This window comes from Neorhizobium sp. T6_25 (assembly GCF_002968555.1).
Taxonomy (GTDB): Bacteria; Pseudomonadota; Alphaproteobacteria; order Rhizobiales; family Rhizobiaceae; genus Neorhizobium.
The window spans coordinates 42970-67034 of record NZ_PVBL01000010.1 but is presented as its reverse complement, the minus strand read 5'-3'; the positions used below and the strand labels follow the sequence as shown (position 1 = coordinate 67034).

Genomic DNA, 24065 nt, shown 5'->3' with positions numbered 1-24065 from the left:
CGGTAAAACCGAGCGCTCGTCGTATTCGTGAATCCGGCTAAGGATCAGGTGTTCATCGAGTCGAAGAAATCGCCGTTGGTCTTCGTCTGCTTCAGCTTGTCGATCAGGAACTCGATCGCATCCGTAGTGCCCATCGGGGCAAGGATACGGCGAAGCACGAAGATTTTTTGGAGATCCTGACGTGGCACCAGCAGGTCTTCCTTACGCGTACCGGACTTGAGGATGTCCATCGACGGGAAGATGCGCTTGTCGGCGACCTTGCGGTCGAGCACGATTTCCGAGTTGCCGGTGCCCTTGAACTCTTCGAAGATGACTTCGTCCATGCGGCTGCCGGTGTCGATCAGCGCGGTCGCAATGATCGTCAGCGAGCCGCCTTCCTCGATGTTACGGGCGGCACCGAAAAAGCGCTTCGGGCGTTGCAGGGCGTTGGCGTCCACGCCGCCCGTCAGCACCTTGCCGGAGGAGGGCACGACGGTATTGTAGGCGCGGCCAAGGCGGGTGATGGAATCGAGCAGGATAACGACGTCACGGCCGTGTTCGACCAGGCGCTTTGCCTTCTCGATCACCATTTCGGCAACCTGTACGTGGCGCACGGCCGGTTCGTCGAAGGTCGAGGAGACAACCTCGCCCTTGACCGAACGCTGCATGTCCGTGACTTCTTCCGGCCGTTCGTCAATCAGCAGGACGATCAGATAACATTCCGGATGGTTGGCGGTAATCGAGTGGGCGATGTTCTGCAGGAGAACGGTCTTACCGGTGCGCGGCGGCGCGACGATCAGGCCGCGCTGGCCCTTGCCGAGCGGCGCCACCAGGTCGATGACGCGGGCCGAGAGATCCTTGGAGGTCGGAACTTCCAGCTCCATCTTGAACCGCTCGTTCGGATAAAGCGGCGTCAGGTTGTCGAAATGAACCTTGTGACGGATCTTTTCCGGATCGTCGAAATTGATCGTGTTGACCTTGAGAAGGGCGAAATAACGCTCGCCTTCCTTGGGACCGCGGATCGGGCCCTCGACCGTGTCGCCGGTCTTCAGCGAGAAACGGCGGATCTGGGAGGGGGAGATATAGATATCATCGGGACCGGGAAGGTAGTTTGCGTTCGCGGAACGCAGGAAACCAAACCCGTCCTGCAAGACCTCGACCACGCCTTCGCCGATAATTTCGACGTCCTGGCTCGCCAGAACCTTGAGAATCGCGAACATCAGCTCCTGCTTGCGCATCGTGCTGGCGTTCTCGACCTCGAGTGATTCGGCGAAGGTCAGCAAATCGGTAGGGGATTTGCTTTTGAGTTCTTGAAGCTTCATTTCAGCCATGAAGAGGGGACCATATTGAGAATTTCGGGGGAATTAGGCGTGTCGGTGAAATTCGCTACCGCGGAAGATGATCCGGGGACGACGGGAAATTACACGCATGCCACGAGATGAGATGGCGACGAAAATAGCGATTCACGTGGAACGCCGCAAGGGGCAAGACCGAAATCTTGCCAAAGAAAGATCAAGCCGGCATCAGAACGGTTTCACGATCACCAGAATGACGATCCCGATCATCAGAACGGTCGGCAGTTCATTCATCATGCGCCAGTAACGCGGCGTTCTTCGCGGACCATCGACCGCGAAGTTACGCACCGCGCGGCTGAACAGCACATGCACCATTGTGAGCACCACGACAAGCCCGATCTTCGCATGCAGCCATCCGCCGCGAAATTCGTAGACGTCCCAGGCGAGGAAAAGACCGAGAACCCAGGTAATCATCATCGCCGGGTTCATGATGATCTTCAGGAGCCGCTGCTCCATCATCTTGAAGGTTTCGGACTGCGCCGAACCCGGTTCCGCATCGCTGTGATAGATGAACAGCCGCGGCATGTAGAGCAATCCGGCCATCCAGGACATCACCGCGATGACATGGAAAGCCTTGACGTAGAGAAGAAAATCATCCGGCTGAGCCAGGTAGACGGCAACCAGGATGGCGACGAAGACGGCAAGCGCGACCAGGGCCCGCAATGCCGACCGCCGCCCGGCTGTCTTGCCTGTCTGCAGCTCCTCCCCGCTCACACCTTCGCTCCGCGCACACGCTCGATCAGTGTCGTCACATGGTCAGGATTGGCCTCGGGCGTAATGCCATGGCCAAGGTTGAAGATCAGCGGCCCTTGGCCAAGCTTCCCGAGAATGGCGTCGATGCCGTCTTCCAGCGACTTGCCGCCGGCAACGACCCGCATCGGATCGAGATTGCCCTGGACCGGGCCATCCTTCTGCAGCTCGGCAGCAAACGAAAGCGGCACCGACCAGTCGAGGCCGATCGCATCCGCCCCGGTCTTCTGGCGATAGGATTTCAGGTTCAGACCGGCGCCCTTGGCGAATGCAATGATCTTCGCCTGCGGCCGCTGGCGGCGAACGATCTCTATCATCCGCGCCACAGGTTTCACCGCATAGGCTTCGAATTCCTTCTCGCCAAGCACACCCGCCCAGGAATCGAAGATCTGCACGGCATCCGCTCCGGCATCGATCTGGGCGACCAGATATTCCGCGGAAATTTCCGCAAGCAGCGAAAGGAGCTTTTCAAAAGCCTCGGGATGTCGATAGGCAAACAACCGGGCAGGAGCCTGATCGGGCGTCCCATGGCCGGCGATCATATAGGTGGCAACCGTCCAGGGGGCGCCGCAGAAACCAAGCAGCGCAGTTTCGTCAGGGAGTTCCCGTCTCAGCCGGCGAACCGTTTCCATGACGGGAGCAAGATGGGCAAGAACGCCTTCGCTGTTCAGCGCCCGAATACCAGCGACGTCGATCGGATCCATTTGCGGACCTTCGCCCTGCACGAACCGCACGTTCCGGTGCAGCGCATCCGGGATGACCAGGATATCGGAAAACAGGATCGCCGCATCGAAACCGTAGCGCCGGATCGGCTGCAAGGTCACCTCGACAGCCAGATCCGGCGTGTAACAGAGATCGAGAAAACTTCCGGCCGCCGCCCGCGTCTCCCGATATTCCGGCAGATAACGCCCTGCCTGTCTCATGAGCCAGATTGGTGGTGGACTGACCGTCTTGCCTTCCAGCACTTGGATGATCTTCCGGTATGCGCCGGTCAATGGGTTCTCCCTAAAAATATAAGAAATGAATCTTTCTAGATTTCTATTTCTTAGAGTCGGTGAGTAGCAAGGATTAAAGTCAAATCACAGCCGACGCGACGATCCGCCGCTTTGCAGCTACTCGCGGGACAGAAAATCGCTTCCGGTTGGCCGATCTTGGGATAGCTTGAATTTCGCAAGTTATTTCATGAGGATGTCGGGAAATGGAATTGGGCGCTATCTGTGGATAAGCTGGGGGGGAAAAGAGCGGCGATGAGCCTATCCCCAGAACGCACAAGCAGGCCTGATCCGCATCCGCAGGAACTGCGAATGTGGAAAACCGGGCGGTTTTCCCGAGGCCTGGTTCCGGCCTGGGAGAACCCGATGGTCTCTCCCGGGTTATCAACAAAGGGTTAAGTTTAGCGTGGAGAACAGAAAAAACTTCTTCCATCTGCATCTCATATCTGACTCGACGGGCGAGACTCTCATCTCCGCCGGCCGCGCCGCCTCGGCTCAGTTCCAGTCGTCGCTGGCGGTGGAACATGTCTATCCGCTGATCCGTAACCGCAAACAGCTGCTGGCGGTGCTCGAGGCGCTCGACCGTGAACCGGGCATCGTCCTTTATACGATTGTCGATCAGGAACTGGCCGAGCTCATCGATCAGCGATGCCGGGAAATGGGCCTGCCCTGTGTCAACGTCCTTGAACCGGTCATGGCGACCTTCCAGGCCTATCTTGGGGCGCCGTCCCGTCGCCGTGTCGGCGCCCAGCACGCGCTCAACGCAGATTATTTCAAGCGTATCGAAGCGCTCAATTTCACCATGGATCACGATGATGGCCAGATGCCGGAGGATTATGACGAGGCGGATGTCGTGCTGATCGGCATCAGCCGCACCTCGAAAACCCCGACCAGCATCTATCTCGCCAACCGCGGCATCAAGACCGCCAACATCCCGATCGTGCCCGGCGTCGATCTGCCCGACAGCCTCTATCGCGCAACCCACCCGCTGATTGTCGGTCTCGTCGCCACGACCGACCGGATCAGCCAAGTGCGTGAACACCGCGAACTCGGCGTCACTCAAGGGTTCGACCGGCGCGATTATACGGACCGCGCGACGATCAACGAGGAGCTGAAATATGCCCGCGCGCTCTGCGCACGCCAGAATTGGCCTGTCATCGACGTAACCCGCCGGTCGATAGAGGAGACGGCAGCCGCAATCGTTGCGCTACGCCCGAAGCTGCGTTAAGCGAATCCGCTCGCAGCTTTGGGAGATTTCCGTGACAGTGCCGCTCGTACTCGCCTCCTCCAGCCCCTTCCGCCGAATGCTGCTGGAAAATGCCGGCCTCGCTTTTGAAAGCAAGGCGGCGGATATAGACGAGCGGAAAATCGAGGCCGGGCTGGAGAGCGCAAGCCCAGATCAGGTGGCGCTTACGCTTGCCAAGGCAAAGGCGGTGGATGTGAGCCGCCATTTCCCTGGCGCGCTGGTGATCGGCTCGGACCAGACCATGTCGCTCGGAAGCCGCGTCTATCACAAGCCGAAAACCCTTGCCGAAGCGAAAGAGAACCTGCTTTCCCTTTCCGACAGAACCCATCGTCTGAACAGCGCGATCGCTTTTGTGCGTGACGACGAGATCGTCTGGGAACATATCGCCCATGCGGACCTGACCGTCCGGAAGCTGAACGAAACCTTCGTTGATCGCTACCTGTCGCGGGTCGGGGAAAAGGTCTACGGCAGTGTCGGGGCTTATCAACTGGAAGGGGAGGGTATCCAGTTGTTTTCAAGGATCGAAGGCGACTATTTCACCATCCTCGGCTTGCCCATGCTGCCGCTTCTCGAAAAGCTGCGCGAACTGGGAGCTATCGATGGCTGATTCACGTGAAACATTTTTGGTTAATGCTTTCGTAACCGGCTGGCCGGTGAAACATTCCCGTTCCCCGTTGATCCACGGATATTGGCTGAAGAAGTTCGAAATTGCCGGAACCTACAGGCCTGAAGCCGTCACTGAAGCGGACTTCCCTGCCTTCATCCAATCGCTGAAAGACGGAAGCTCCGGCTTTCGCGGCGGTAATGTCACCATTCCCCATAAGGAGCTTGCCTTCAAGCTGGCTGACCGGCCGGATGATCTGGCGGAAGAGCTTGGCGCGTCCAATACGCTCTGGATGGAAGACGGCCTGTTGCACGCCACCAATACCGACGGCCACGGGTTCACTGCCAATCTGGATGACCGCCATTCGGGCTGGGACAAGATCGGCCGCGCCGTCATTTTGGGCGCCGGCGGCGCGAGCCGCGCCGTCATCCAGGCGATACGGGATCGCGGCATCAGTGAGATCCATGTGGTCAATCGGACGGTTTCACGCGCCCAGGAACTCGCCGATCGGTTCGGTCCGAAAGTTCATGCCCATCCTGTCGAGGCGCTGCACGAGGTCATGTCCGGCGCAGGGCTTTTTGTGAACACGACATCGCTCGGCATGGACGGCGGCGAAGCGCTGAAGATCGATTTTTCGCCGCTGGCGTCCGGCGCGGTCGTCACCGATATCGTCTACGTCCCGTTGAAAACGCCGTTGCTCGTCCAGGCCGAAGAACAGGGTTTCACGACCGTCGATGGGCTCGGCATGCTGCTGCACCAGGCTGTGCCCGGCTTCGAAAAATGGTTCGGCCGCCGCCCGGTTGTCGATGAAACTCTTCGGGACCTCGTTATCGCCGATATGGAAAACCACGGATGATCGTCATCGGCCTCACCGGTTCCATCGGAATGGGAAAATCCACAACCGCGAAAATGTTCGCGGAAGAAGGCGTCGCGGTGAATGACGCCGATGCGGTCGTCCATGATCTCTACCGTACCGATGCGGTGGCACCCGTCGGCGAGGCATTTCCCGGCACGGTCAAGGATGGCGTCATCGACCGTCAGGAACTGTCCCGCCAGCTTTCGGCGTCGCCTGAAAAATTCCCGGTCCTCGAAGCGATCGTCCATCCGCTGGTCCGCAAGCGTGAAGTCGATTTCCTGACCCGCCACAGAGAAGCCGGCTCTGACCTCGTGCTCCTCGATATTCCGCTTCTCTTTGAAGTGAAGGGCGAAGATCGCGTCGATGTTATTGTCGTTGTCACCTGCGATCCACAGATACAGCGCGACAGGGTGCTTGCGCGTCCCGGCATGACGGAGGAAAAATTGGCGATGATTCTCTCGCGCCAGCTGCCCGACGCGGAAAAACGCAAAAGAGCCGATTTCCTTGTCGATACGGGCCTTGGACTGGACGCGGCGAGAGAACGGGTTCGCGAGATCATTGCGTCTCTGAAGGCCGGGAAGACGAGCGAGAAAAAGCCACATGCGTGAGATCATCTTCGATACGGAAACAACGGGCCTCGAATCGAAGGTCGATCGGGTGATCGAAATCGGCGGCATCGAGCTGATCAACAATTTCCCGACCGGCAGGACGCTTCATCTCTACATCAATCCGGGCGACCGCAAGGTTCACCCGGACGCGCTTGCGGTCCATGGCATTACCGACGAGTTCCTGAAGGACAAGCCGAGCTTCGGCGATGTCGTCCAGCAGATCATCGAATTTTTCGATGGTGCCAAGTGGATCGCCCATAACGCCACCTTCGACATGGGCTTCATGAATGCGGAATTCGGCCGCCTCGGCCTGCCGCCGGTGATGTCCGACCAGGTCATCGACACCCTGGCCATGGCCCGCCGCAAACATCCGATGGGTCCGAATTCGCTCGATGCGCTCTGCCGCCGTTACGGCATCGACAATGCCCACCGGACCAAGCACGGCGCGCTGCTCGACTCCGAACTGCTCGCCGAAGTCTACATCGAGATGACCGGCGGCCGCCAGACCGCGCTCGGCCTGATGGGTAACGAACGGTCTGCGACGGTGATCGAGGTCGATGAAGTCGTGGCGGCGGTGGCCGGCCGTCCGCGGCCCCTTGACCGTCGGCTGACGGGAGCCGAGATCGAAGCGCATGCGGCCATGGTCGCGTCCCTGAAGGACAAGGCGGTCTGGCTGAAGTACAAGCCGACCGAATAAAAAAGCCCGGGTCGAAGCCCGGGCCCTTATCCTCGAATCGAAAACTCGATCTCAGCTGTCGAGTGCTTGAACCTTGGAACGGGCCTGTTCCTCGGCCATGCGCTGCGTGAACATCTGCGCGAAATCGATCGGGTCGATCATCAGCGGCGGGAAGCCGCCATTGCGCGTCACGTCCGCAATGATCTGGCGGGCGAAGGGGAACAGGAGACGCGGGCACTCGATGAAGAGCAGCGGCAGCATGTGTTCCTGCGGGAAGCCGGTGATGCGGAAGACGCCGCCATACACCAGTTCGGCCGCGAAGACGATCTTGTCGCCTTCCTTGGCTTCGGCGTTCAGCGTCAGGATAACGTCGAAATCGGCGTCCGAAAGCGGATTGGCGTTGACGTTGACATTGATGTTGATCGCCGGCGCCTTGTCGCGCGCCTGCAGCGAACGCGGAGCGCCCGGGTTCTCGAAGGAGAGATCCTTGGTGTACTGCGCCAGGATGTTGAGGGACGGCGTTGCGGCCTGGTTGTTATCGTCTGCCATTGGGATTTCCTCGAGGCTTTGGAGCGTTGAGGCCCTCTAACATTTCGTCTGGGGGCTTACAACCCTGGCCAACCCGCAGGACCTCTCAAGGTTCCTTGCTTTTCGGGCCGGCCCAGGGCGAAGAGGGATCGGGATCGCGATGGTAATCCTGCTCGTCGAGATCGACCACCGGCCCGGTTTTCTTGGCCTCCGGCGAAGGCTTCGGGCTTTCGTAGCGATAGCTTTCGCTGCGCGGCGAACGGACGACGACGATGCGGCGGCCGACCACAGACCAGATCAGGCTGCGCACGAAGGGAATGAACAGCGCTAGCCCGATGATGTCGGTGAGGAAGCCAGGCAGCAGCAGGAGGATTCCGGCGACCACGATCATCGCGCCGTCGATCAGGGCGCGGCCGGGCGCGCGGCCGTCGCGGCTCTCGGTCGAAATCTTCCTCAGGATCTGGGTCCCCTGGCTGCGCAGCAAAATGGCTCCGAGCACTGCGGTACCGATCACCAGACCGAGCGTCGCCCAGAGGCCGAGTGCTTTGCCGACCAGCACGAAGCCCGCGATTTCGGCGAGCGGCCAGCCGATCAGAAGGAGCGGCACGAGAAAGAAGCGCATGATATTCCCTGTGATATCCAGAAGCGCGTAAAGCGCTAACGTCTTCGCCATTTGAATGATAGGCGTATGCAGACTATATGAGAGACTGCACCGAATATTTAAACGCCAAATGCGGGTTAAGATGGGCTCCAACGACTTTATAACACTCTTTTTCCTTGTCGCAGCGGTTCTGATCTTCCTGCAACTGCGCAGTGTGCTCGGACGCCGGACGGGAAGCGAGAAGCCGCCGTTCGATCCTTACAGCCCCCGCGACGTCGCGAAAAACCCGGGTGGCGACGACAGCAAGGTCGTGACCCTACCGCGTCGCGACGCCACGGATGACGAGCAGCGTTATGCGGATGTCGACGCTGTCGCCAAGCCCAACACGCCGCTCAACGCCGCGCTGCGCGAACTGGTGAAGTCAGATCCTTCCTTCCGCCCCCGCGAGTTCCTGAACGGTGCCCGCATGGCTTACGAGATGATCGTCATGGCTTTTGCCGACGGCGACCGGAAGACGCTGAAGGGCCTTCTCTCGAAAGAGGTTTTCGACGGTTTCGACACGGCGATCACCGACCGGGAATCTCGCGGCGAGGTGGTGAAGTCCACATTCGTCGGTATCGACAAGGCGGATATCACCCATGCCGCCGTCAAGGATGCTGAGGAACAGATCACCGTCCGCATCGTCAGCCAGTTGATTTCCGCCACCTATGACAAGGCCGGCGCGCTGATCGACGGCGATCAGGAAACCGTGGCCGAAGTCACCGACATCTGGACCTTTGCCCGTGACATCCACTCCCGCGATCCGAACTGGAGATTGGTCGCCACCGAATCCGAACAATGACCTTGAGCTCTGCGGATTATACCCTTCGGCCGGTATCCTTCCCCGATCTTGCGGGGTGGGGCGATGACGATCCGACCGCACTTTTTGCCGGCATGCGTGCGTCGCTGGAGCATATCCGCAAGGTCAAGCCATACCGCACCGGCGCCCTTGGCCTCACGGCCGAGGAACTCGCCACCTTCATCGATGCCGCCCGGGACATCCCGGGCGATCCCGTTTCTGCCCGGGCCTTCTTCGAGACCCATTGCACGCCCTTCCTGATTACCCGCAAAGACGGTCGGCGCGGTTTCGTCACTGCTTTCTACGAGCCTGAGATAGAGGTCTCGGAAACGCGGGACGACGTCTGGATCCACCCCTTCTATTCTCGCCCGGACGATCTCATCGATCTCGACGACGGTAACCGCCCGACAGGATTGGACTCCGGCTACATGTTCGGGAGGCAGACGCCCGGTGGCATCGCGCCCTATCCGGACCGCGGCGAGATCGACCGAGGTTTTCTCGAAGGCCGCGGCCTGGAGATCGCCTATGCGAAGTCCAAGGTCGATGTCTTCTTCATCCATGTCCAGGGCGCTGCGAGGTTGAGATACCCGGATGGAAACATCCGCCGGATCACCTATGCCGCCAAAGCGGGTCATCCGTTCTCGCCGATCGGCAAGCTGCTGATCGACCGCGGCGAGATCGACCCGGCGAAGATTTCCATGCAAAGCATCCGCGCCTGGCTGGCTCAGAATCCGGCTAAGGTCGATGAAGTGCTCTGGCATAATCGTTCCTACATCTTCTTCCGGGAAGCGGATGTCTCCGATCCGTCGCTCGGGCCGGTGGCGGCCGCCAAGGTGCCTCTGATCCCGGGACGCTCGCTGGCGGTTGATCGCCAGATCCACACATTCGGTTTCCCCTTCTTCATCCGGTCCGAGACGCTGACCCATATGGATGGTGGCAAACCCTTCGCGCGGCTGATGCTGGCGCTCGACACCGGATCCGCGATCGTCGGCCCGGCGCGCGGCGACATTTTTACCGGCTCCGGCTTCGAGGCAGGCGAACTTGCTGGAACGGTGCGCAACGACGCGGACTTCTACATCCTCATCCCCAAGGCAGCGTCCGTCAGGTACGGCGGATGAAGGGTGGTCGCAAACTCGATCCGGAAGAGCGGATATTGTGGGGAAGGGTCGCGAAATCGGCCCGCGCCTTGCCCGGCCGCATGAAGGAGATCTTGCAATTCGAAGAAGCGGAGGCCGTAAAGATCGCCGCGGAGGAAGCGGCCGTCGAAGCGAAAAAGCCGAAACCCGCGCCGCGGCAGCAGAGTTATGCGGTCGAGCTTCCGGCGCCCGTCCCGGCCAGGCGTCCCGTAGGTTCTCATCAGCCGCTTGAAAAGCCCGTCAAGAAAAAGCTCGCCAAGGGCCGGCTGCCGATCGATGCCCGTCTCGACCTGCACGGACTTTTCCAGGGCGAGGCTCACGACCTGCTTCTCGATTTTCTGCTGCGAGCCCATGAACGCGGTCTTCGCCATGTGCTGGTGATCACCGGCAAGGGCAGCTCGATGGGCAGCGAAGGCGCGCTGCGACGCGCCGTGCCTCTGTGGTTTTCGAAAGCGGAGTTCCGTTTCCTGATCTCGTCCTACGAATGGGCGGCGCGTCATCATGGCGGGGAGGGCGCCATGTATGTGCGGCTTTCGCGCGGCAGAGGGGACAATCGCGGAGATCGGGAATGACTCCCTTCGGTCACGCACTGAGGGAGCTGCGCCGCCGCAAGGGCATCACCCAGCGCGAGCTTGCCGAGGCGATCGGCGTCACGCCTGCCTATCTTTCGGCCCTGGAGCATGGAAAGCGCGGCCGGCCGACCTTCGAACTGCTGCAGCGGATCGCCGGTTATTTCAACGTCATCTGGGACGAGGCGGAAGAACTTTTCCGCCTTGCCGAAGCGTCGCATCCGAAAGTCGTGCTTGATACCGCGGGTCTGCCCCCATCATACACCGGCTTTGCCAACCGACTGGCGCAGCGGATTCGCTCTTTGCCACCCGACGTGATAGAGGAAATGGACACGCTCCTCAAAAAAGCCGAGATGCGAGGCTGAATTCGCTACGCATCCACGGCTTTCATGCCGTATTGGCGAGGCTCAACCTTTAGAAACCGCCCCGATTTCCCTATATTCTGAGGGTGGAATGGCCGGTGATTCGCTTAACCGGCATCTCAAACGAATTGGAAGATACTTGATGACCGATACACCCGTCAGCGATAATGGCGCGAGTGCCGAATATGGTGCCGACTCGATCAAGGTTCTGAAGGGCCTCGATGCAGTGCGCAAGCGGCCCGGCATGTATATCGGCGACACGGACGACGGCTCCGGCCTGCATCACATGGTCTACGAAGTCGTGGACAACGCGATCGACGAGGCGCTGGCTGGCCATGCCGACCTTGTGACCGTGACCCTTAATGCCGACGGTTCGATCACCGTTACGGACAATGGACGCGGCATCCCGACCGACATTCACACCGGCGAAGGCGTATCCGCCGCCGAAGTGATCATGACCCAGCTTCACGCGGGCGGCAAATTTGACCAGAATTCCTACAAGGTCTCGGGCGGTTTGCACGGCGTCGGCGTCTCGGTCGTCAACGCGCTGTCCGTCTGGCTGAAGCTGCGCATCCGCCGCAACGGCAAGCTTCACGAGATCTCCTTTACCCACGGCGTTGCCGACGGCCCGCTTAAGGTCATCGGCGAATACGAAGGCCGTTCCGGAACCGAGGTCACGTTCCTCGCCAGCTCCGACACCTTCACGATGACCGAATATGACTACGGCACGCTCGAGCATCGTCTGCGCGAACTGGCGTTCCTGAATTCCGGCGTCAGAATCCGGCTAACGGACAAGCGCAAGCCGGATGTTAAGGAAGAGGAGATGCTTTATGACGGCGGCCTCGAAGCCTTCGTCCGTTATCTCGATCGCTCCAAGAAGCCGCTGGTCGAAAAGCCCGTCGCCATCAAGGGCGAAAAGGACGGCATGACGGTCGAAGTGGCCATGTGGTGGAACGACAGCTACCACGAAAACATGCTCTGCTTCACCAACAACATTCCCCAGCGCGATGGCGGCACCCATATGGCCGGCTTCCGCGGCGCCCTGACGCGTCAGGTGACGTCCTATGCGGATAGTTCCGGCATTACCAAGAAAGAAAAGGTCACGCTGCAGGGAGAAGACTGCCGCGAAGGCCTCACTGCGGTGCTTTCCGTCAAGGTGCCCGACCCCAAGTTTTCATCGCAGACCAAGGACAAGCTCGTTTCCTCGGAAGTTCGGCCGGTGGTCGAAAGCCTGATGAACGAAGCCCTGAGCACCTGGTTCGAGGAACATCCGACTGAAGCGAAGATCCTCGTCGGCAAGGTGGTGGAAGCAGCCGTCGCCCGCGAAGCTGCCCGCAAGGCGCGCGAGCTGACCCGCCGCAAGGGTGTACTCGACATCGCCTCGCTGCCCGGCAAGCTTGCCGATTGCTCCGAGCGCGACCCGGCCAAGTCCGAACTGTTCCTCGTCGAGGGCGATTCCGCCGGCGGTTCCGCCAAGCAGGGCCGTTCGCGTGAGAACCAGGCGATCCTGCCGCTCCGCGGCAAGATTCTCAACGTCGAACGTGCCCGTTTCGACAAGATGCTCGGAAGCCAGGAAATCGGCACGCTGATCACCGCGCTCGGCACATCGATCGGCAAGGACGAGTTCAACGCCGACAAACTGCGTTACCACAAGATCATCATCATGACAGACGCCGACGTCGACGGCGCCCATATCCGCACCCTGCTTCTGACCTTCTTCTTCCGCCAGATGCCGGAGCTGATCGAGCGCGGACATATCTACATCGCCCAGCCGCCGCTCTATAAGGTCAGCCGCGGCAAGTCGATCCAGTACCTGAAGAACGAAGTCGCCCTGGAAGAGTACCTGATCACCATGGGCCTCGAAGAGGCGACGCTGACGCTCGGTTCCGGCGAAGTACGTGCCGGCCAAGATATGCGCGAAGTCATCCAGGATGCGCTGCGCCTGCGCGCCCTGGTCGAAGGCCTGCATTCTCGTTACAGCCGCTCGATCATCGAACAGGCCGCGATCGCCGGTGCGCTCCATCCGGACCTGACGGACAATCGCGAACGGGCCCAGCAGACTGCCGACGAAGTCGCCCGCCGGCTGGACATGATCGCCGAAGAGACCGAACGTGGCTGGACCGGCCATGTGACGGACGAGGGCGGCCTGCGTTTCGAGCGCATCGTGCGCGGCGTCAAGGAAGTCGCCTCCGTGGACGTGGCGCTGATCGGCTCGGCCGATGCCCGCCATATCGACCAGATGACGGGGCGCCTGCAGGAAATCTATCGCACTCCGCCGGTCCTCACCCGCAAGGATGGCCAGCAGGAAATGTCCGGGCCCCGCGCGCTGCTCGAATCGATCTTCGCGACGGGCCGCAAGGGTCTTTCCATGCAGCGTTACAAGGGCCTCGGCGAGATGAACGCGGAGCAGCTCTGGGAAACGACGCTCGATCCGAACGTCCGCTCGCTGCTGCAGGTCCGGATCAACGACGCGACCGATGCCGACGGCCTCTTCTCACGCCTGATGGGCGACGAAGTCGAACCGCGCCGCGAGTTCATTCAGGAAAATGCGCTGAGCGTCGCCAATCTCGACATCTGACGTCGAGGCCTCACAACAAAAAGCGGCGGTCCTCGGGCCGCCGCTTTTTGTTTGTCCAGTTCGAAAATGTTTCACGTGAATCTTTCCTGTGGATAGGGATTCACGTGAAACAGTTTTCGAGACATCGTCGGCGTTCAGGGCTCTCCGGTGAATTTTCCCTCAAAGGCGATCTCCGAAACCGGCTTGCGCTTGCTTGGAAACTCCCGCTCGGCAAGGTCGTCGGGAAGCGTGCTCCGGTCCGCGATGCGGCCGATCGCAGCCGCTGCCTCGGCCCGGTAACCTTCCGGAATGCCCAGCACTTCGACGGCCTTTTCCTTGTCGAAACCCTCCATGCCATGGGCGTGATAACCGAGTTTCATCGCCTGGCAGATCACCGAGAACCAGGCAGCACCCGTATCGTAGGAATGGGTGTAGGCGAGCCGGCGCTCGCCATTGCTCGCGACCCGATAGGTCTTCGACACGACGATCATCAGCGCTGCCGCGTTCTGCGCCCAGCGCTGGTTACCCGGCGAAAGAATGTCGACGAGCACCGGAAAATAAGGCGTTCCGCGTAGCGCATAGATGAAACGCCATGGCTGGTTGTTGCCGGAGGAGGGCGCCCAATGGGCAGCATCGAGGATCGTCAGCATGGTCGCCTGATCGATCGTTTCCTCGGTAAACGCCCGCGGCGACCAGCGGTCGAGGAAAAATGTATCGATCGGAAACTCCGAGTCGCGGGTGTTGCTGCTTGTCATGGGCATTCTCCGAAATTTGCAGGCCGGGAGTAGATTTAACATTAACAATAGGCCCGACGACCTGCTTGGCAACAGACTTCTGGTTGGCTGAAAACGGGCGTGACAAGCCGGGACGCATGTTCCATAACCTCCTCGCTTAAATGGAGGATCATGTTTTGAAACTGATGCGCATTGGTGAGCCGGGCCATGAAACGCCGGCACTTTTTGACAACAAGGGCAAGATTCGCGATCTGTCCGGCCATGTCGCCGATATTGCCGGGCCTTCCATTTCCCCGGAAGGTCTTGCCAAAATCGCAGCTCTCGATCCGGAAAGCCTGCCCGAATTGCAGCCGACCCGTATCGGCGCCTGCGTCGCCGGCACCGGAAAGTTCATCTGCATCGGCCTCAACTATTCCGACCACGCGGCCGAAACCGGCGCGACGGTACCACCGGAGCCGATCATATTCATGAAGGCGACCTCCGCCATCGTCGGCCCGAACGACGACGTGGTCATCCCGCGCGGTTCTGAGAAGACCGACTGGGAAGTCGAGCTCGGGGTGGTCATCGGCAAGACTGCGAAATATGTCTCGGAAGCCGATGCGATGGATTATGTCGCCGGCTACTGCCTGACCAACGACGTCTCCGAACGCGCCTTCCAGGCCGAACGCTCCGGCCAGTGGACCAAGGGCAAGTCCTGCGACACCTTCGGCCCGATCGGCCCCTGGCTCGTCACCAAGGACGAAATCGCCGATCCGCAGAACCTCGGTATGTGGCTCACGGTCAATGGCGAGAAGATGCAGAACGGCTCCACCAAGACCATGGTCTACGGCGTCCGTTATCTCGTCTCTTACCTCAGCCAATTCATGTCGCTGCATCCGGGCGACATCATCTCCACCGGCACGCCTCCGGGCGTCGGCCTCGGCATGAAGCCGCAGCGTTTCCTGAAGCCCGGCGAAGTCGTCGAGCTCGGCATCGATGGCCTCGGCACCCAGCGCCAGACCTTCGTCGCTGACGTCTAAATGATCGGAGGACTCATGCCCGCCGGCGGGGGATGAGTCCTTAACCAGGCTTGGAAGGTGGAACTTTAAGGCTTACATGTCATTCTCAAGACAGCAGAATGATCTGCGGTTCCGCCTTCCTCTTGGCCAATTCAGCCGGTATCCCCCATAATGTTGCACCGCAATAGAAAAGTGCTAGCCTATCCCCACGCTGCTCCTGAACCGATCGGTTCGATGCCCCTGTCGAATGCGCTGTCGGAAATCACGAAAGGTAGCACCTCGATGTTCTATCAGTTCTACGAGATGAACCACGCCGCGATGGCTCCCGTCCGCGCCGCCGCGGATGCCATGCACTTCTTCTATTCCAACCCGCTCAATCCGTTTTCCCATACGACGATGTGCCGGACGCTGTCCGCAGGACTTGAAGTCTTCGAGCGCGTGACGCGCCGATACGGCAAGCCGGCCTTCGATCTCCCGTTCACGACCGTCGACGGCGAGACTGTCGCGGTGACGGAAGAGATCGTCTGGAACAAGCCGTTCTGCAATCTCCTGCATTTCCGCCGGGACTTGCCGGCCGGCCGTGCCCCGGACCAGAAGATCCTGATCGTCGCGCCGATGTCCGGCCATTATGCGACCCTGTTGCGCGGCACCGTGGAAGCGCTGCTGCCAAGCGCCGATGTCTACATCACCGACTGGATCGACGCCCGCATGGTGCCGATCACCGATGGCCGTTTCGATCTCGACGATTATATCGATTACATCATCGAGATGCTGCATGCGATCGGCCCCGGCGCCCATGTCATCGGCGTCTGTCAGCCCTCGGTCCCGGTGCTTGCCGCCGTGGCTGTGATGGAATCGCAGCGCGATTCAATGGTTGCGGCCTCGATGATCCTGATGGGCGGCCCGATCGATACCCGCATCAACCCGACAGCCGTCAACAAGCTCGCGGAAAAACATCCGATCGAATGGTTCCGCGACAACGTCATCATGAACGTGCCGTGGCCGCATTCCGGTTTCATGCGACGCGTCTATCCGGGTTTCCTGCAACTGTCCGGTTTCATGTCGATGAACCTCGACCGGCACGTGACTGCCCACAAGGAATTTTTCCAGCACCTCGTCAAGAACGACGGCGAGTCCGCCGAGAAGCACCGCGAGTTCTACGACGAATATCTGGCGGTCATGGACCTCACCGAGGAGTTTTACCTCCAGACGGTCGACACGGTCTTCATCAAGCATTCGCTGCCGAAGGGCGAGATGATGCACCGGAATGTACCGGTCGATACCAAGCTCATCCGTCAGGTGGCGCTTCTGACCGTCGAAGGCGAGAACGACGATATTTCCGGTCTCGGCCAGACCAATGCGGCGCAGACCATCTGCCCCAATATCCCCGATGACATGCGCCTGCATTACATGCAGCCGGACGTCGGCCATTACGGCGTGTTCAACGGCTCGCGTTTCCGCCGCGAGATCGCGCCTCGCATCGTCGCCTTCACTCAGAAACATGCCAAGTCCGCACCGAAGAAGACTCCGGTCAAGCGCGTGATAAGGGGCGGCAAGGCCGGCTGAGCCGGCGGGGTTCTTCGAATTCCGGTTTATATTTCAGCATCTTCTTGAATTTAATGATCCGTCTTCTTGAAGGCGGATCATGGGCTCACCAAATCGGAATGAGACGGGCTGGCATGTGGCCACCCGCTGAAACATCAGGGTGTGACCAATGAACCAGTCAGCATTGATTCGTCCGGATTGGACGCAGGCCACCATCGCGCTCATGGTGCTCGGTTTCGTCGTTTTCTGGCCTCTCGGCCTTGCCATGCTCGCCTATATTCTCTTCGGGGACAGGCTCCGCGGCTTCAAGCGCGATGCCAACGACCGCGCCGATCGCATGTTCGCCGGCTGCCGTCGGGCGAAGTCCCGTTACAACACGCATTTCACCACCGGCAACGTCGCCTTCGACGATTGGCGCAAGACCGAGATCGACCGGATCGAAGAAGAACGCCGCAAGCTGGATGAGATGCGCGAAGAATTCGACAACTATGTCCGCGAGCTTCGCCGCGCCAAGGACCAGGAAGAGTTCGATCGCTTCATGCGCGAGCGGCAGAACCGCTCTTCCGGCCAGAACCCGGTTGTCGATCTCTGATCCTCCCAAGGATTCACGTGAAACGTGATGGAAAGCCGGCGTCTGTGAGGCGCCGGCTTTTTTATGTAAGGGAATCGGCTAGAAAGGGTCCATGTTCGCGCTTCTGAAAAAGCCAGTCCGCTCCAAACCGAAACCGCTCGAAACGGTGAAGCGGACCCTTGATGTCGGCGATCGGGCGATGCCGCTGACGATCAGGGAAAACCGCCGTGCCACCCGCATCACGCTCAGGATCGAACCCGGCGGCCGCGCGCTCAATCTTACCGTGCCGGCGGGCCTGCTGAAGCGCGAGATTGACGATTTTCTCGACCGCCATCAGGGCTGGCTGCTGACCAAGCTGGCGAAATTCTCTGCGGACAATGCGATTCGCCCCGGCGGCCGCATCGCCTTTCGCGGCCTGCCTCACCGGATCGAACATACCGGCACGCTCCGCGGCCTCACCGAGGCGGTGCTGATCGACGGCGAACCGGTGCTGAGGGTGAGCGGCCTTGAGGATCACATGGGCCGCCGGCTCTCCGCCTTTCTCAAGAAGGAAGCGCGCAAGGATCTCGAAGTGCTGGTAGCCCGCCACGCAGCCGCCATCCGCAAGCCGATCAAGTCGGTCTCCATGAAGGATACCCGCAGCCGCTGGGGGTCCTGCTCCTGGGATGGAAACCTCAGTTTTTCCTGGCGCATCGTCATGGCCCCGCCTCTGATCATCGACTATCTCGCCGCCCATGAAGTGGCGCACCTGAAGGAGATGAACCACGGCCCGAAATTCTGGGCCCTGTGCAGACAGCTCTGCCCGCGCATGGAAGAAGCGCGCAAATGGCTGAAACAGCACGGCTCGCAGCTGCACGCGATCGACTTCGAGTAGGAGGCCGCCAGTGGGTCCTCGGGTCAATCCCGAGGATGACGAGCTTGGATGTTATCGCCCGTTGGCGATCCCAGCCGTCCGCTCTCTAGCCATCCGCCGCCTTCTCCGTCGTCATCCTCGGGATTGACCCGAGGACCCATGCCTCAAACGCGGCACGCTCGGCTATGATTTGCCTCGACTCCGGCGGAATTTCATGCCACTCCGCACCTCATGAAACCTGATATCAAGATCTGCGGGTTGAAGACCCCCGAGGCTGTCGATCGCGCCGTGGCGCGGGGTGCCTCGCATATCGGCTTCATCTTTTTCGCCAAGAGCCCGCGTTATGTCGAGCCGGACTTGGCCGGAGACCTCGCCGATCGAGTCCGCGGACGGGTGAAGCTCGTCGCGGTGACGGTCGATGCCGATGACGAGGAACTGGACGACATAGTATCCATGGTGCGGCCGGATATCCTGCAGCTGCATGGCAACGAGAGCCCGGAACGGGTTCTGCAGGTCAAGGCGCTCTTCGGCCTGCCGGTCATGAAGGCATTTTCCGTAAAGGAAGCAGGCGATCTTGACCGGGTCGATGCGTATATCGGCGTCGCTGACCGTTTTCTCTTCGATGCCAAAGCTCCCGCCGGCTCGCAGCTGCCGGGCGGCAACGGCATTTCCTTTGACTGGAGCCTGATGGCTTCCCTTGACGAGGGCGTGGATTACATGCTTTCGGGAGGATTGAACAAGGATAATGCCGCCATCGCCCTCAAATCGACGCGGGCGACCGGTATCGATCTATCGTCCGGCGTCGAAAGTGCGCCGGGTATCAAGGACCTTGGAATGATCGATGCGTTTTTCGATGCCGTTGCAGATGCGGATCGGAAAAGCGCGTGAGGGAGTAGACAGTGAACGAGACGCCAAAACCCAATTCGTTCCGTTCCGGCCCCGATGAGGATGGCCGTTTCGGTATTTTCGGCGGGCGCTTCGTCGCCGAAACGCTGATGCCGCTGATCCTGGATCTCCAGGGGGAATGGGAAAAGGCGAAGAACGATCCGGCCTTCCAGAAGGAACTGGCTGATCTCGGCGCCCATTATATCGGCCGTCCGAGCCCGCTCTATTTCGCCGAGCGCCTGACCGAACATCTCGGTGGCGCCAAGATCTATTTCAAGCGTGAAGAGCTGAACCATACCGGCTCGCACAAGATCAACAACTGCATCGGCCAGATCCTGCTCGCCAAGCGCATGGGCAAGACCCGTATCATCGCCGAAACCGGCGCCGGCCAGCATGGCGTTGCCTCCGCGACCGTTGCCGCGCGTTTTGGCTTCCCCTGTGTCGTGTACATGGGCGCCACCGACGTTCAGCGCCAGGCGCCGAACGTCTTCCGCATGAAGCTCCTCGGCGCTGAAGTCCGTCCGGTCACCGCCGGTCACGGCACGCTGAAAGACGCCATGAACGAGGCGCTGCGCGACTGGGTCACCAATGTCGACGACACCTATTACCTGATCGGCACCGCCGCCGGCCCGCATCCCTATCCGGAAATGGTCCGCGACTTCCAGTCGGTGATCGGCACCGAAGCCCGCGCCCAGCTGCTGGAAGCCGAAGGCAGGTTGCCTGACGTGGTCATTGCCGCTGTCGGCGGTGGGTCGAACGCGATCGGCATCTTCCATCCTTTTCTCGATGACGACAGCGTCCGGATCGTCGGCGTCGAAGCCGGTGGCCGTGGCCTCCAGGGCGTCGATCATTGCGCCTCGATCACCGCCGGAACGCCTGGTGTCCTGCATGGCAACCGTACCTATCTGCTCCAGGACGGCGACGGCCAGATCCTCGAAGGCCATTCGATCTCGGCCGGCCTCGATTACCCAGGCATCGGTCCGGAGCACAGCTGGCTGCATTCCATCGGCCGTGCCGAATACGTGCCGATCATGGACGACGAAGCGCTCGACGCTTTCCAGATGCTGACCCGCCTCGAAGGCATCATTCCGGCGCTGGAACCGAGCCATGCGCTCGCCGAAGTGATCAAGCGCGCCCCGAAGATGGGCAAGGACGAAATCATCCTGATGAATCTGTCGGGCCGTGGAGACAAGGACATCTTCACCGTCGGCAAGATTCTCGGCATGGAGCTTTGATATGACCGCTCGTATGGACAAACGTTTCGCGGCCCTGAAGGCCGAGGGTCGTCCCGCGCTGATCACCTATATCATGGGCGGCGATCCGGATTTCGAGACCTCGCTCGGCATCATGAAGGCACTGCCCGATGCCGGGGCCGATCTGATCGAGCTTGGCATGCCGTTTTCCGATCCCATGGCCGACGGGCCGGCGGTCCAGATGGCCGGTCAGCGCGCCCTGAAGGACGGCCAGACGCTCGCAAAGACGCTCGAGCTCGCACGCAGGTTCCGCGAAGGGGATACTGAAACGCCGATCGTCATGATGGGTTACTACAACCCGATCTATGTCTATGGCGTCGAGAGATTCCTCGATGACGTGATCGCCTCTGGCATCGACGGCCTGATCGTCGTCGATCTTCCGCCGGAAATGGATGACGAGCTCTGCATCCCGGCACTGGCCAAGGGTGTCAACTTCATCCGCCTCGCTACCCCGACCACCGATGACAAGCGTCTTCCGGCCGTTCTCAAGAACACGTCGGGTTTCGTCTATTACGTCTCGATGAACGGCATCACCGGCTCGGCGCTTCCGGATCCGTCACTGATCGGCGGAGCCGTCAAGCGCATCAAGGGCCACACGGCTCTGCCGGTCTGCGTCGGTTTCGGTGTCAAGACCGCGGATCACGCCAAGGCAATCGGCGCTGCTGCGGATGGCGTCGTCGTCGGTTCGGCAATCGTCAGCCAGATCGCCGGCAGCCTCACCAAGGATGGCAAGGCCGGTCCGGATACCGTTGCTGCGGTCGCAACCCTGGTTCGGGGCCTTGCAACCGGCGTGCGCGCTGCCCGCCTTGTTGCCGCCGAATAGTTTCCCACATTAGGCTTGAGTTAATCGGGAGTACGCCAAGTGAACTGGATCACCAATTACGTCCGGCCGCGCATCAACTCCATGCTCGGTCGTCCCAACCGGGACGTTCCGGAAAATCTCTGGATCAAGTGCCCGGAAACCGGGGAAATGGTCTTTCATAAGGACCTGGAAGAAAACAAGTGGGTCATCCCCGCTTCCGGCTTCCATATGAAGATGCCCGCCAAGGCGCGCCTTGTCGATCTTTTCGACGGCGGTGTCTTCGAAGCGTTCCCGCAGCCGAAGGTCGCCCAGGATCCGCTGAAATTCCGCGATTCAAAGCGGTATGCCGACCGCCTGAAGGACAGCCGCATCAAGACCGAGCAGGAAGACACGATTCTTGCCGGCCTCGGCGAGGTCCAAGGCTTGAAGCTCGTCGCCATCGTGCATGAATTCAACTTCATCGGCGGCTCGCTCGGCATGGCGGCCGGCGAGGCGATCGTCCGGGCCTGCGAACGGGCCCTCACCGAAAAATGCCCGCTGGTGATCTTCCCGGCTTCCGGTGGCGCGCGCATGCAGGAAGGCATCCTGTCGCTGATGCAGCTGCCGCGCACCACCGTTGCGGTCGACATGCTGAAGGAAGCGGGGCTGCCCTATATCGTCGTGCTCACCAACCCGACGACCGGCGGCGTCACGGCCTCCTACGCCATGCTGGGCGACGTTCATATCGCCGAACCGGGGGCCGAAATCGGCTTTGCCGGCAAGCGGGTGATCGAGCAGACGCTGCGCGAAAAGCTGCCCGAAGGTTTCCAGACCTCGGAATACCTGCTGGAGCACGGCATGGTCGACATGGTGGTGAAGCGCCACGACATTCCGTCGACGCTGGCCAAGATCCTGAAGATGCTGACAAAGCAGCCTGTCCAGGATGCGCTTCCGGCGCCCATCGCGCTCAGCGCCTGACCGAAAGAGAGCATCGAGAGCCGGAGCGGCGGGATGACCACCATGAACGAGCCCGTTGTGAGCGAGGCGGAACGGGAAATCGATAGGCTGATGACCCTTCATCCGAAGGGTTTTGATCTTTCGCTCGACAGGATCACCCGCCTGCTCGAACTCCTCGGCAATCCGCACAGGAAACTGCCGCGCGTCATCCATGTGGCCGGCACCAATGGCAAGGGCTCCGTGACCGCCTTCTGCCGTGCGCTGCTCGAGGCAGGGGGTTACGCCACGCATGTCCACACGTCTCCGCATCTTGTGCACTGGCATGAACGCTATCGAATCGGCGTCAAAGGCGGCCGCAGCCAGATCGTCGGCGACGAGATGCTGGCGGATGCCCTGCGGCGTATCGCGGCGGCCAATAATGGCCAGATGATCACCGTCTTCGAAATCCTGACCGCCGCCACCTTCCTCCTGTTTTCCGAACAACCCGGCGATGCGGTGATCCTCGAAGTCGGCCTCGGTGGCCGTTTCGATGCCACCAACGTCATTTCTGATCCGGCTGTCTCGGTCATCATGCCGATCTCGCTCGACCACCAGGCCTATCTCGGCGATCGGGTCGAACTGATTGCCGCCGAAAAGGCGGGAATCATGAAGCGCGGCCGCCCGGTCGTCATCGGCCAGCAGGAATTTGAGGCGGCCCGCGACGTGCTGATCTCGACCGCTGAGAGGCTCGGCTGTCCGACCGCCGTCTATGGCCAAGAATTTTCGGCCCACGAGGAATTCGGTCGCCTGATCTACCAGGACGAGTTCGGCCTCGCCGATCTGCCTTTGCCGCGCCTGCCGGGGCGTCACCAATACGCCAATGCCGCTGCCGCCATTCGCGCCGTCAAGGCGGCCGGCTTCACCGTCACCGAAGCGATGATGGAAAAGGCGATGGCGACCGTCGAATGGCCGGCCCGCCTCCAGAAGCTGACCGAAGGCAAACTGCTGCAATATGCGCCCGAAGACTCTGAAATCTGGCTGGATGGCGGGCACAATCCCGGCGCGGGCGAGGTGATTGCCGAGGCAATGGCCTCCTTCGAGGAACGACAGGCCCGGCCGCTCTACATCATCGCCGGGATGATCAACACCAAGGACCCGATCGGCTACTTTCGCGCCTTTGCCGATATCGCCGAACACGTCTTCACCGTGCGCATCCGCGGCAGCGAATCGGGCCTCGACCCGGTGGTTCTTGCCCATGCCGCCTTTGACGCGGGTCTGGTGGCCGAACCCGCCGGCTCCGCGGCCGAGGCTCTGCAGGAAATCACCCGCCGCCAGGTGCCGGGCGCCCCGCCACCGCGCATCCTGATCGGTGGCTCGCTTTATTTCGCCGGCAATGTGCTGGCAGACAACGACACCCCGCCGACCTGACCGCAGAGGCTGCGATAGCGAAAGAAAAAGCCCGGCTGCAGGGAACAGCCGGGCTTTTTCATGCGGGCATGCGACTGGAAGTTAGGCGGCGCTGGAAATCCAGGCCGAAAGGGCAGTCTTCGGAGCGGCGCCAACCTTGATGTCGGCGACTTCGCCACCCTTGAACATGGCAAGCGTCGGGATCGAACGCACGCCGAACTGGGCAGCCAGCTCAGGATTTTCATCGATATTCAGCTTGACGACCTTCACCTTACCGGCGAGCTCGTTCGAAATTTCTTCGAGGCTCGGACCGATCATTTTGCAAGGGCCGCACCATTCAGCCCAGAAATCCACGACGACCGGCTGAGCGGAATCGAGGACTTCGGTCTGGAAGTTGCTGTTATCGACTTTTACGGTAGCCATAGGGCTCTCCTTCACGATTCTC

At 60.6% G+C, this 24065-nt stretch carries 26 protein-coding genes; 19 read left to right on the top strand and 7 right to left on the bottom strand.

Translation table 11 applies throughout. From position 1 onward, the window contains the following. Positions 1–44: 44 nt before the first annotated feature. The 3 genes from rho to hemE form a co-directional block, all read right to left on the bottom strand. On the bottom strand, positions 45–1310 hold the full coding sequence (rho, locus tag C5L10_RS15755) for a transcription termination factor Rho (protein ID WP_105404823.1): 1266 nt from the start codon (positions 1308–1310) through the stop codon (positions 45–47). A gap of 192 nt (positions 1311–1502) precedes the next feature. Continuing rightward, positions 1503–2048, bottom strand: a complete 546-nt coding sequence (gene hemJ, locus C5L10_RS15750) for a protoporphyrinogen oxidase HemJ (RefSeq protein ID WP_105430453.1) — start codon at positions 2046–2048, stop codon at positions 1503–1505. Continuing rightward, complete coding sequence (gene hemE, locus C5L10_RS15745; RefSeq protein ID WP_105430452.1) at positions 2045–3079, bottom strand: uroporphyrinogen decarboxylase; 1035 nt, start codon at positions 3077–3079, stop codon at positions 2045–2047. The genes hemJ and hemE overlap by 4 nt, the downstream gene beginning before the upstream one ends. A gap of 403 nt (positions 3080–3482) precedes the next feature. On the opposite strand from hemE, the gene C5L10_RS15740 reads away from it, so the two are divergent. Genes C5L10_RS15740 through dnaQ form a run of 5 tightly spaced genes read left to right on the top strand, consistent with a single transcriptional unit; the run spans position 3483 to position 7087 of the window. Next, complete coding sequence (locus tag C5L10_RS15740) at positions 3483–4304, top strand: pyruvate, water dikinase regulatory protein (protein ID WP_046636701.1); 822 nt, start codon at positions 3483–3485, stop codon at positions 4302–4304. A 31-nt stretch (positions 4305–4335) separates the two neighbouring features. Further along, positions 4336–4929: a Maf-like protein gene (locus C5L10_RS15735; protein ID WP_105430451.1), complete on the top strand. Its 594-nt coding sequence runs from the start codon at positions 4336–4338 to the stop codon at positions 4927–4929. Next, positions 4922–5782 carry a shikimate dehydrogenase gene (locus tag C5L10_RS15730; RefSeq protein WP_105430450.1) on the top strand — a complete coding sequence of 287 codons (861 nt, stop codon included), beginning with the start codon at positions 4922–4924 and terminating at the stop codon, positions 5780–5782. Before C5L10_RS15735 ends, C5L10_RS15730 begins: the two co-directional genes overlap by 8 nt. Continuing rightward, the gene (gene coaE, locus C5L10_RS15725) at positions 5779–6390 is read left to right on the top strand and encodes a dephospho-CoA kinase (RefSeq protein WP_105430449.1); all 612 of its coding nucleotides are present in this window, start codon (positions 5779–5781) and stop codon (positions 6388–6390) included. Before C5L10_RS15730 ends, coaE begins: the two co-directional genes overlap by 4 nt. Continuing rightward, positions 6383–7087 carry a DNA polymerase III subunit epsilon gene (gene dnaQ / locus C5L10_RS15720; protein ID WP_105430448.1) on the top strand — a complete coding sequence of 235 codons (705 nt, stop codon included), beginning with the start codon at positions 6383–6385 and terminating at the stop codon, positions 7085–7087. The genes coaE and dnaQ overlap by 8 nt, the downstream gene beginning before the upstream one ends. Positions 7088–7138: 51 nt before the next feature. Here dnaQ and secB read toward each other — a convergent pair whose 3' ends face one another. Together secB and C5L10_RS15710 are read right to left on the bottom strand one after the other, a co-directional pair. After that, a complete protein-coding gene (gene secB, locus C5L10_RS15715) occupies positions 7139–7615 on the bottom strand; it encodes a protein-export chaperone SecB (RefSeq protein ID WP_046611880.1) in 477 nt (158 codons plus the stop codon). Between the two features lie 85 nt (positions 7616–7700). Further along, positions 7701–8216: an FxsA family protein gene (locus C5L10_RS15710; RefSeq protein WP_105404840.1), complete on the bottom strand. Its 516-nt coding sequence runs from the start codon at positions 8214–8216 to the stop codon at positions 7701–7703. Positions 8217–8337: 121 nt separating this feature from the next. Between C5L10_RS15710 and C5L10_RS15705 the strand changes: the two genes are divergently transcribed. From C5L10_RS15705 to gyrB, 5 genes are all read left to right on the top strand, one after another. Next, positions 8338–9036, top strand: a complete 699-nt coding sequence (locus tag C5L10_RS15705) for a Tim44/TimA family putative adaptor protein (RefSeq protein ID WP_046668116.1) — start codon at positions 8338–8340, stop codon at positions 9034–9036. Further along, positions 9033–10151 carry a murein transglycosylase A gene (locus C5L10_RS15700; RefSeq protein ID WP_105430447.1) on the top strand — a complete coding sequence of 373 codons (1119 nt, stop codon included), beginning with the start codon at positions 9033–9035 and terminating at the stop codon, positions 10149–10151. Before C5L10_RS15705 ends, C5L10_RS15700 begins: the two co-directional genes overlap by 4 nt. After that, the gene (locus C5L10_RS15695; RefSeq protein ID WP_105430446.1) at positions 10148–10741 is read left to right on the top strand and encodes a Smr/MutS family protein; all 594 of its coding nucleotides are present in this window, start codon (positions 10148–10150) and stop codon (positions 10739–10741) included. The genes C5L10_RS15700 and C5L10_RS15695 overlap by 4 nt, the downstream gene beginning before the upstream one ends. Next, a complete protein-coding gene (locus tag C5L10_RS15690) occupies positions 10738–11103 on the top strand; it encodes a helix-turn-helix domain-containing protein (protein ID WP_038547381.1) in 366 nt (121 codons plus the stop codon). Before C5L10_RS15695 ends, C5L10_RS15690 begins: the two co-directional genes overlap by 4 nt. Positions 11104–11242: 139 nt before the next feature. Beyond that, positions 11243–13678, top strand: a complete 2436-nt coding sequence (gyrB, locus tag C5L10_RS15685; RefSeq protein ID WP_105430445.1) for a DNA topoisomerase (ATP-hydrolyzing) subunit B — start codon at positions 11243–11245, stop codon at positions 13676–13678. A gap of 134 nt (positions 13679–13812) precedes the next feature. Here gyrB and C5L10_RS15680 read toward each other — a convergent pair whose 3' ends face one another. Continuing rightward, positions 13813–14412 (bottom strand): nitroreductase family protein, encoded by a 600-nt coding sequence (locus C5L10_RS15680; RefSeq protein WP_105430444.1) that lies wholly within the window; start codon positions 14410–14412, stop codon positions 13813–13815. A gap of 155 nt (positions 14413–14567) precedes the next feature. Here C5L10_RS15680 and C5L10_RS15675 point away from each other — a divergent pair, with 155 nt between their 5' ends. The 9 genes from C5L10_RS15675 to C5L10_RS15635 all read left to right on the top strand — a co-directional run bounded on the left by C5L10_RS15675 (position 14568) and on the right by C5L10_RS15635 (position 23641). Further along, positions 14568–15410: a fumarylacetoacetate hydrolase family protein gene (locus tag C5L10_RS15675; RefSeq protein ID WP_105430443.1), complete on the top strand. Its 843-nt coding sequence runs from the start codon at positions 14568–14570 to the stop codon at positions 15408–15410. A 261-nt stretch (positions 15411–15671) separates the two neighbouring features. Then, the gene (locus C5L10_RS15670; protein WP_105430545.1) at positions 15672–16955 is read left to right on the top strand and encodes a polyhydroxyalkanoate depolymerase; all 1284 of its coding nucleotides are present in this window, start codon (positions 15672–15674) and stop codon (positions 16953–16955) included. 148 nt (positions 16956–17103) lie between these two features. Beyond that, complete coding sequence (locus C5L10_RS15665) at positions 17104–17526, top strand: DUF2852 domain-containing protein (RefSeq protein ID WP_105430442.1); 423 nt, start codon at positions 17104–17106, stop codon at positions 17524–17526. A gap of 91 nt (positions 17527–17617) precedes the next feature. Next, positions 17618–18379 carry a M48 family metallopeptidase gene (locus C5L10_RS15660; RefSeq protein ID WP_105430441.1) on the top strand — a complete coding sequence of 254 codons (762 nt, stop codon included), beginning with the start codon at positions 17618–17620 and terminating at the stop codon, positions 18377–18379. A 210-nt stretch (positions 18380–18589) separates the two neighbouring features. After that, a complete protein-coding gene (locus C5L10_RS15655; RefSeq protein WP_105430440.1) occupies positions 18590–19246 on the top strand; it encodes a phosphoribosylanthranilate isomerase in 657 nt (218 codons plus the stop codon). 11 nt (positions 19247–19257) lie between these two features. After that, positions 19258–20478: a tryptophan synthase subunit beta gene (trpB, locus tag C5L10_RS15650; RefSeq protein ID WP_105430439.1), complete on the top strand. Its 1221-nt coding sequence runs from the start codon at positions 19258–19260 to the stop codon at positions 20476–20478. Between the two features lies 1 nt (position 20479). Next, positions 20480–21319 (top strand): tryptophan synthase subunit alpha, encoded by an 840-nt coding sequence (trpA, locus tag C5L10_RS15645; RefSeq protein WP_105430438.1) that lies wholly within the window; start codon positions 20480–20482, stop codon positions 21317–21319. A gap of 39 nt (positions 21320–21358) precedes the next feature. Beyond that, positions 21359–22255: an acetyl-CoA carboxylase, carboxyltransferase subunit beta gene (gene accD / locus C5L10_RS15640; protein ID WP_105430437.1), complete on the top strand. Its 897-nt coding sequence runs from the start codon at positions 21359–21361 to the stop codon at positions 22253–22255. A 33-nt stretch (positions 22256–22288) separates the two neighbouring features. After that, positions 22289–23641: a folylpolyglutamate synthase/dihydrofolate synthase family protein gene (locus tag C5L10_RS15635; protein ID WP_105430436.1), complete on the top strand. Its 1353-nt coding sequence runs from the start codon at positions 22289–22291 to the stop codon at positions 23639–23641. A gap of 81 nt (positions 23642–23722) precedes the next feature. On the opposite strand, the gene trxA is transcribed toward C5L10_RS15635, so the two are convergent. Next, on the bottom strand, positions 23723–24043 hold the full coding sequence (gene trxA, locus C5L10_RS15630; RefSeq protein WP_007770439.1) for a thioredoxin: 321 nt from the start codon (positions 24041–24043) through the stop codon (positions 23723–23725). Positions 24044–24065 lie beyond the last annotated feature (22 nt).

What these genes read in the sequence shown, in the direction of transcription:
- rho (WP_105404823.1), bottom strand. Translation starts at nt 1,310, where the DNA reads ATGGCTGAAATGAAGCTTCAAGAACTCAAAAGCAAATCCCCTACCGAT.
- C5L10_RS15730 (WP_105430450.1), top strand. Translation starts at nt 4,922, where the DNA reads ATGGCTGATTCACGTGAAACATTTTTGGTTAATGCTTTCGTAACCGGC.
- coaE (WP_105430449.1), top strand. Translation starts at nt 5,779, where the DNA reads ATGATCGTCATCGGCCTCACCGGTTCCATCGGAATGGGAAAATCCACA.
- dnaQ (WP_105430448.1), top strand. Translation starts at nt 6,383, where the DNA reads ATGCGTGAGATCATCTTCGATACGGAAACAACGGGCCTCGAATCGAAG.
- secB (WP_046611880.1), bottom strand. Translation starts at nt 7,615, where the DNA reads ATGGCAGACGATAACAACCAGGCCGCAACGCCGTCCCTCAACATCCTG.
- C5L10_RS15710 (WP_105404840.1), bottom strand. Translation starts at nt 8,216, where the DNA reads ATGCGCTTCTTTCTCGTGCCGCTCCTTCTGATCGGCTGGCCGCTCGCC.
- C5L10_RS15705 (WP_046668116.1), top strand. Translation starts at nt 8,338, where the DNA reads ATGGGCTCCAACGACTTTATAACACTCTTTTTCCTTGTCGCAGCGGTT.
- C5L10_RS15700 (WP_105430447.1), top strand. Translation starts at nt 9,033, where the DNA reads ATGACCTTGAGCTCTGCGGATTATACCCTTCGGCCGGTATCCTTCCCC.
- C5L10_RS15695 (WP_105430446.1), top strand. Translation starts at nt 10,148, where the DNA reads ATGAAGGGTGGTCGCAAACTCGATCCGGAAGAGCGGATATTGTGGGGA.
- C5L10_RS15690 (WP_038547381.1), top strand. Translation starts at nt 10,738, where the DNA reads ATGACTCCCTTCGGTCACGCACTGAGGGAGCTGCGCCGCCGCAAGGGC.
- gyrB (WP_105430445.1), top strand. Translation starts at nt 11,243, where the DNA reads ATGACCGATACACCCGTCAGCGATAATGGCGCGAGTGCCGAATATGGT.
- C5L10_RS15680 (WP_105430444.1), bottom strand. Translation starts at nt 14,412, where the DNA reads ATGACAAGCAGCAACACCCGCGACTCGGAGTTTCCGATCGATACATTT.
- C5L10_RS15670 (WP_105430545.1), top strand. Translation starts at nt 15,672, where the DNA reads ATGTTCTATCAGTTCTACGAGATGAACCACGCCGCGATGGCTCCCGTC.
- C5L10_RS15665 (WP_105430442.1), top strand. Translation starts at nt 17,104, where the DNA reads ATGAACCAGTCAGCATTGATTCGTCCGGATTGGACGCAGGCCACCATC.
- C5L10_RS15660 (WP_105430441.1), top strand. Translation starts at nt 17,618, where the DNA reads ATGTTCGCGCTTCTGAAAAAGCCAGTCCGCTCCAAACCGAAACCGCTC.
- C5L10_RS15655 (WP_105430440.1), top strand. Translation starts at nt 18,590, where the DNA reads ATGAAACCTGATATCAAGATCTGCGGGTTGAAGACCCCCGAGGCTGTC.
- trpA (WP_105430438.1), top strand. Translation starts at nt 20,480, where the DNA reads ATGACCGCTCGTATGGACAAACGTTTCGCGGCCCTGAAGGCCGAGGGT.
- C5L10_RS15635 (WP_105430436.1), top strand. Translation starts at nt 22,289, where the DNA reads ATGACCACCATGAACGAGCCCGTTGTGAGCGAGGCGGAACGGGAAATC.
- trxA (WP_007770439.1), bottom strand. Translation starts at nt 24,043, where the DNA reads ATGGCTACCGTAAAAGTCGATAACAGCAACTTCCAGACCGAAGTCCTC.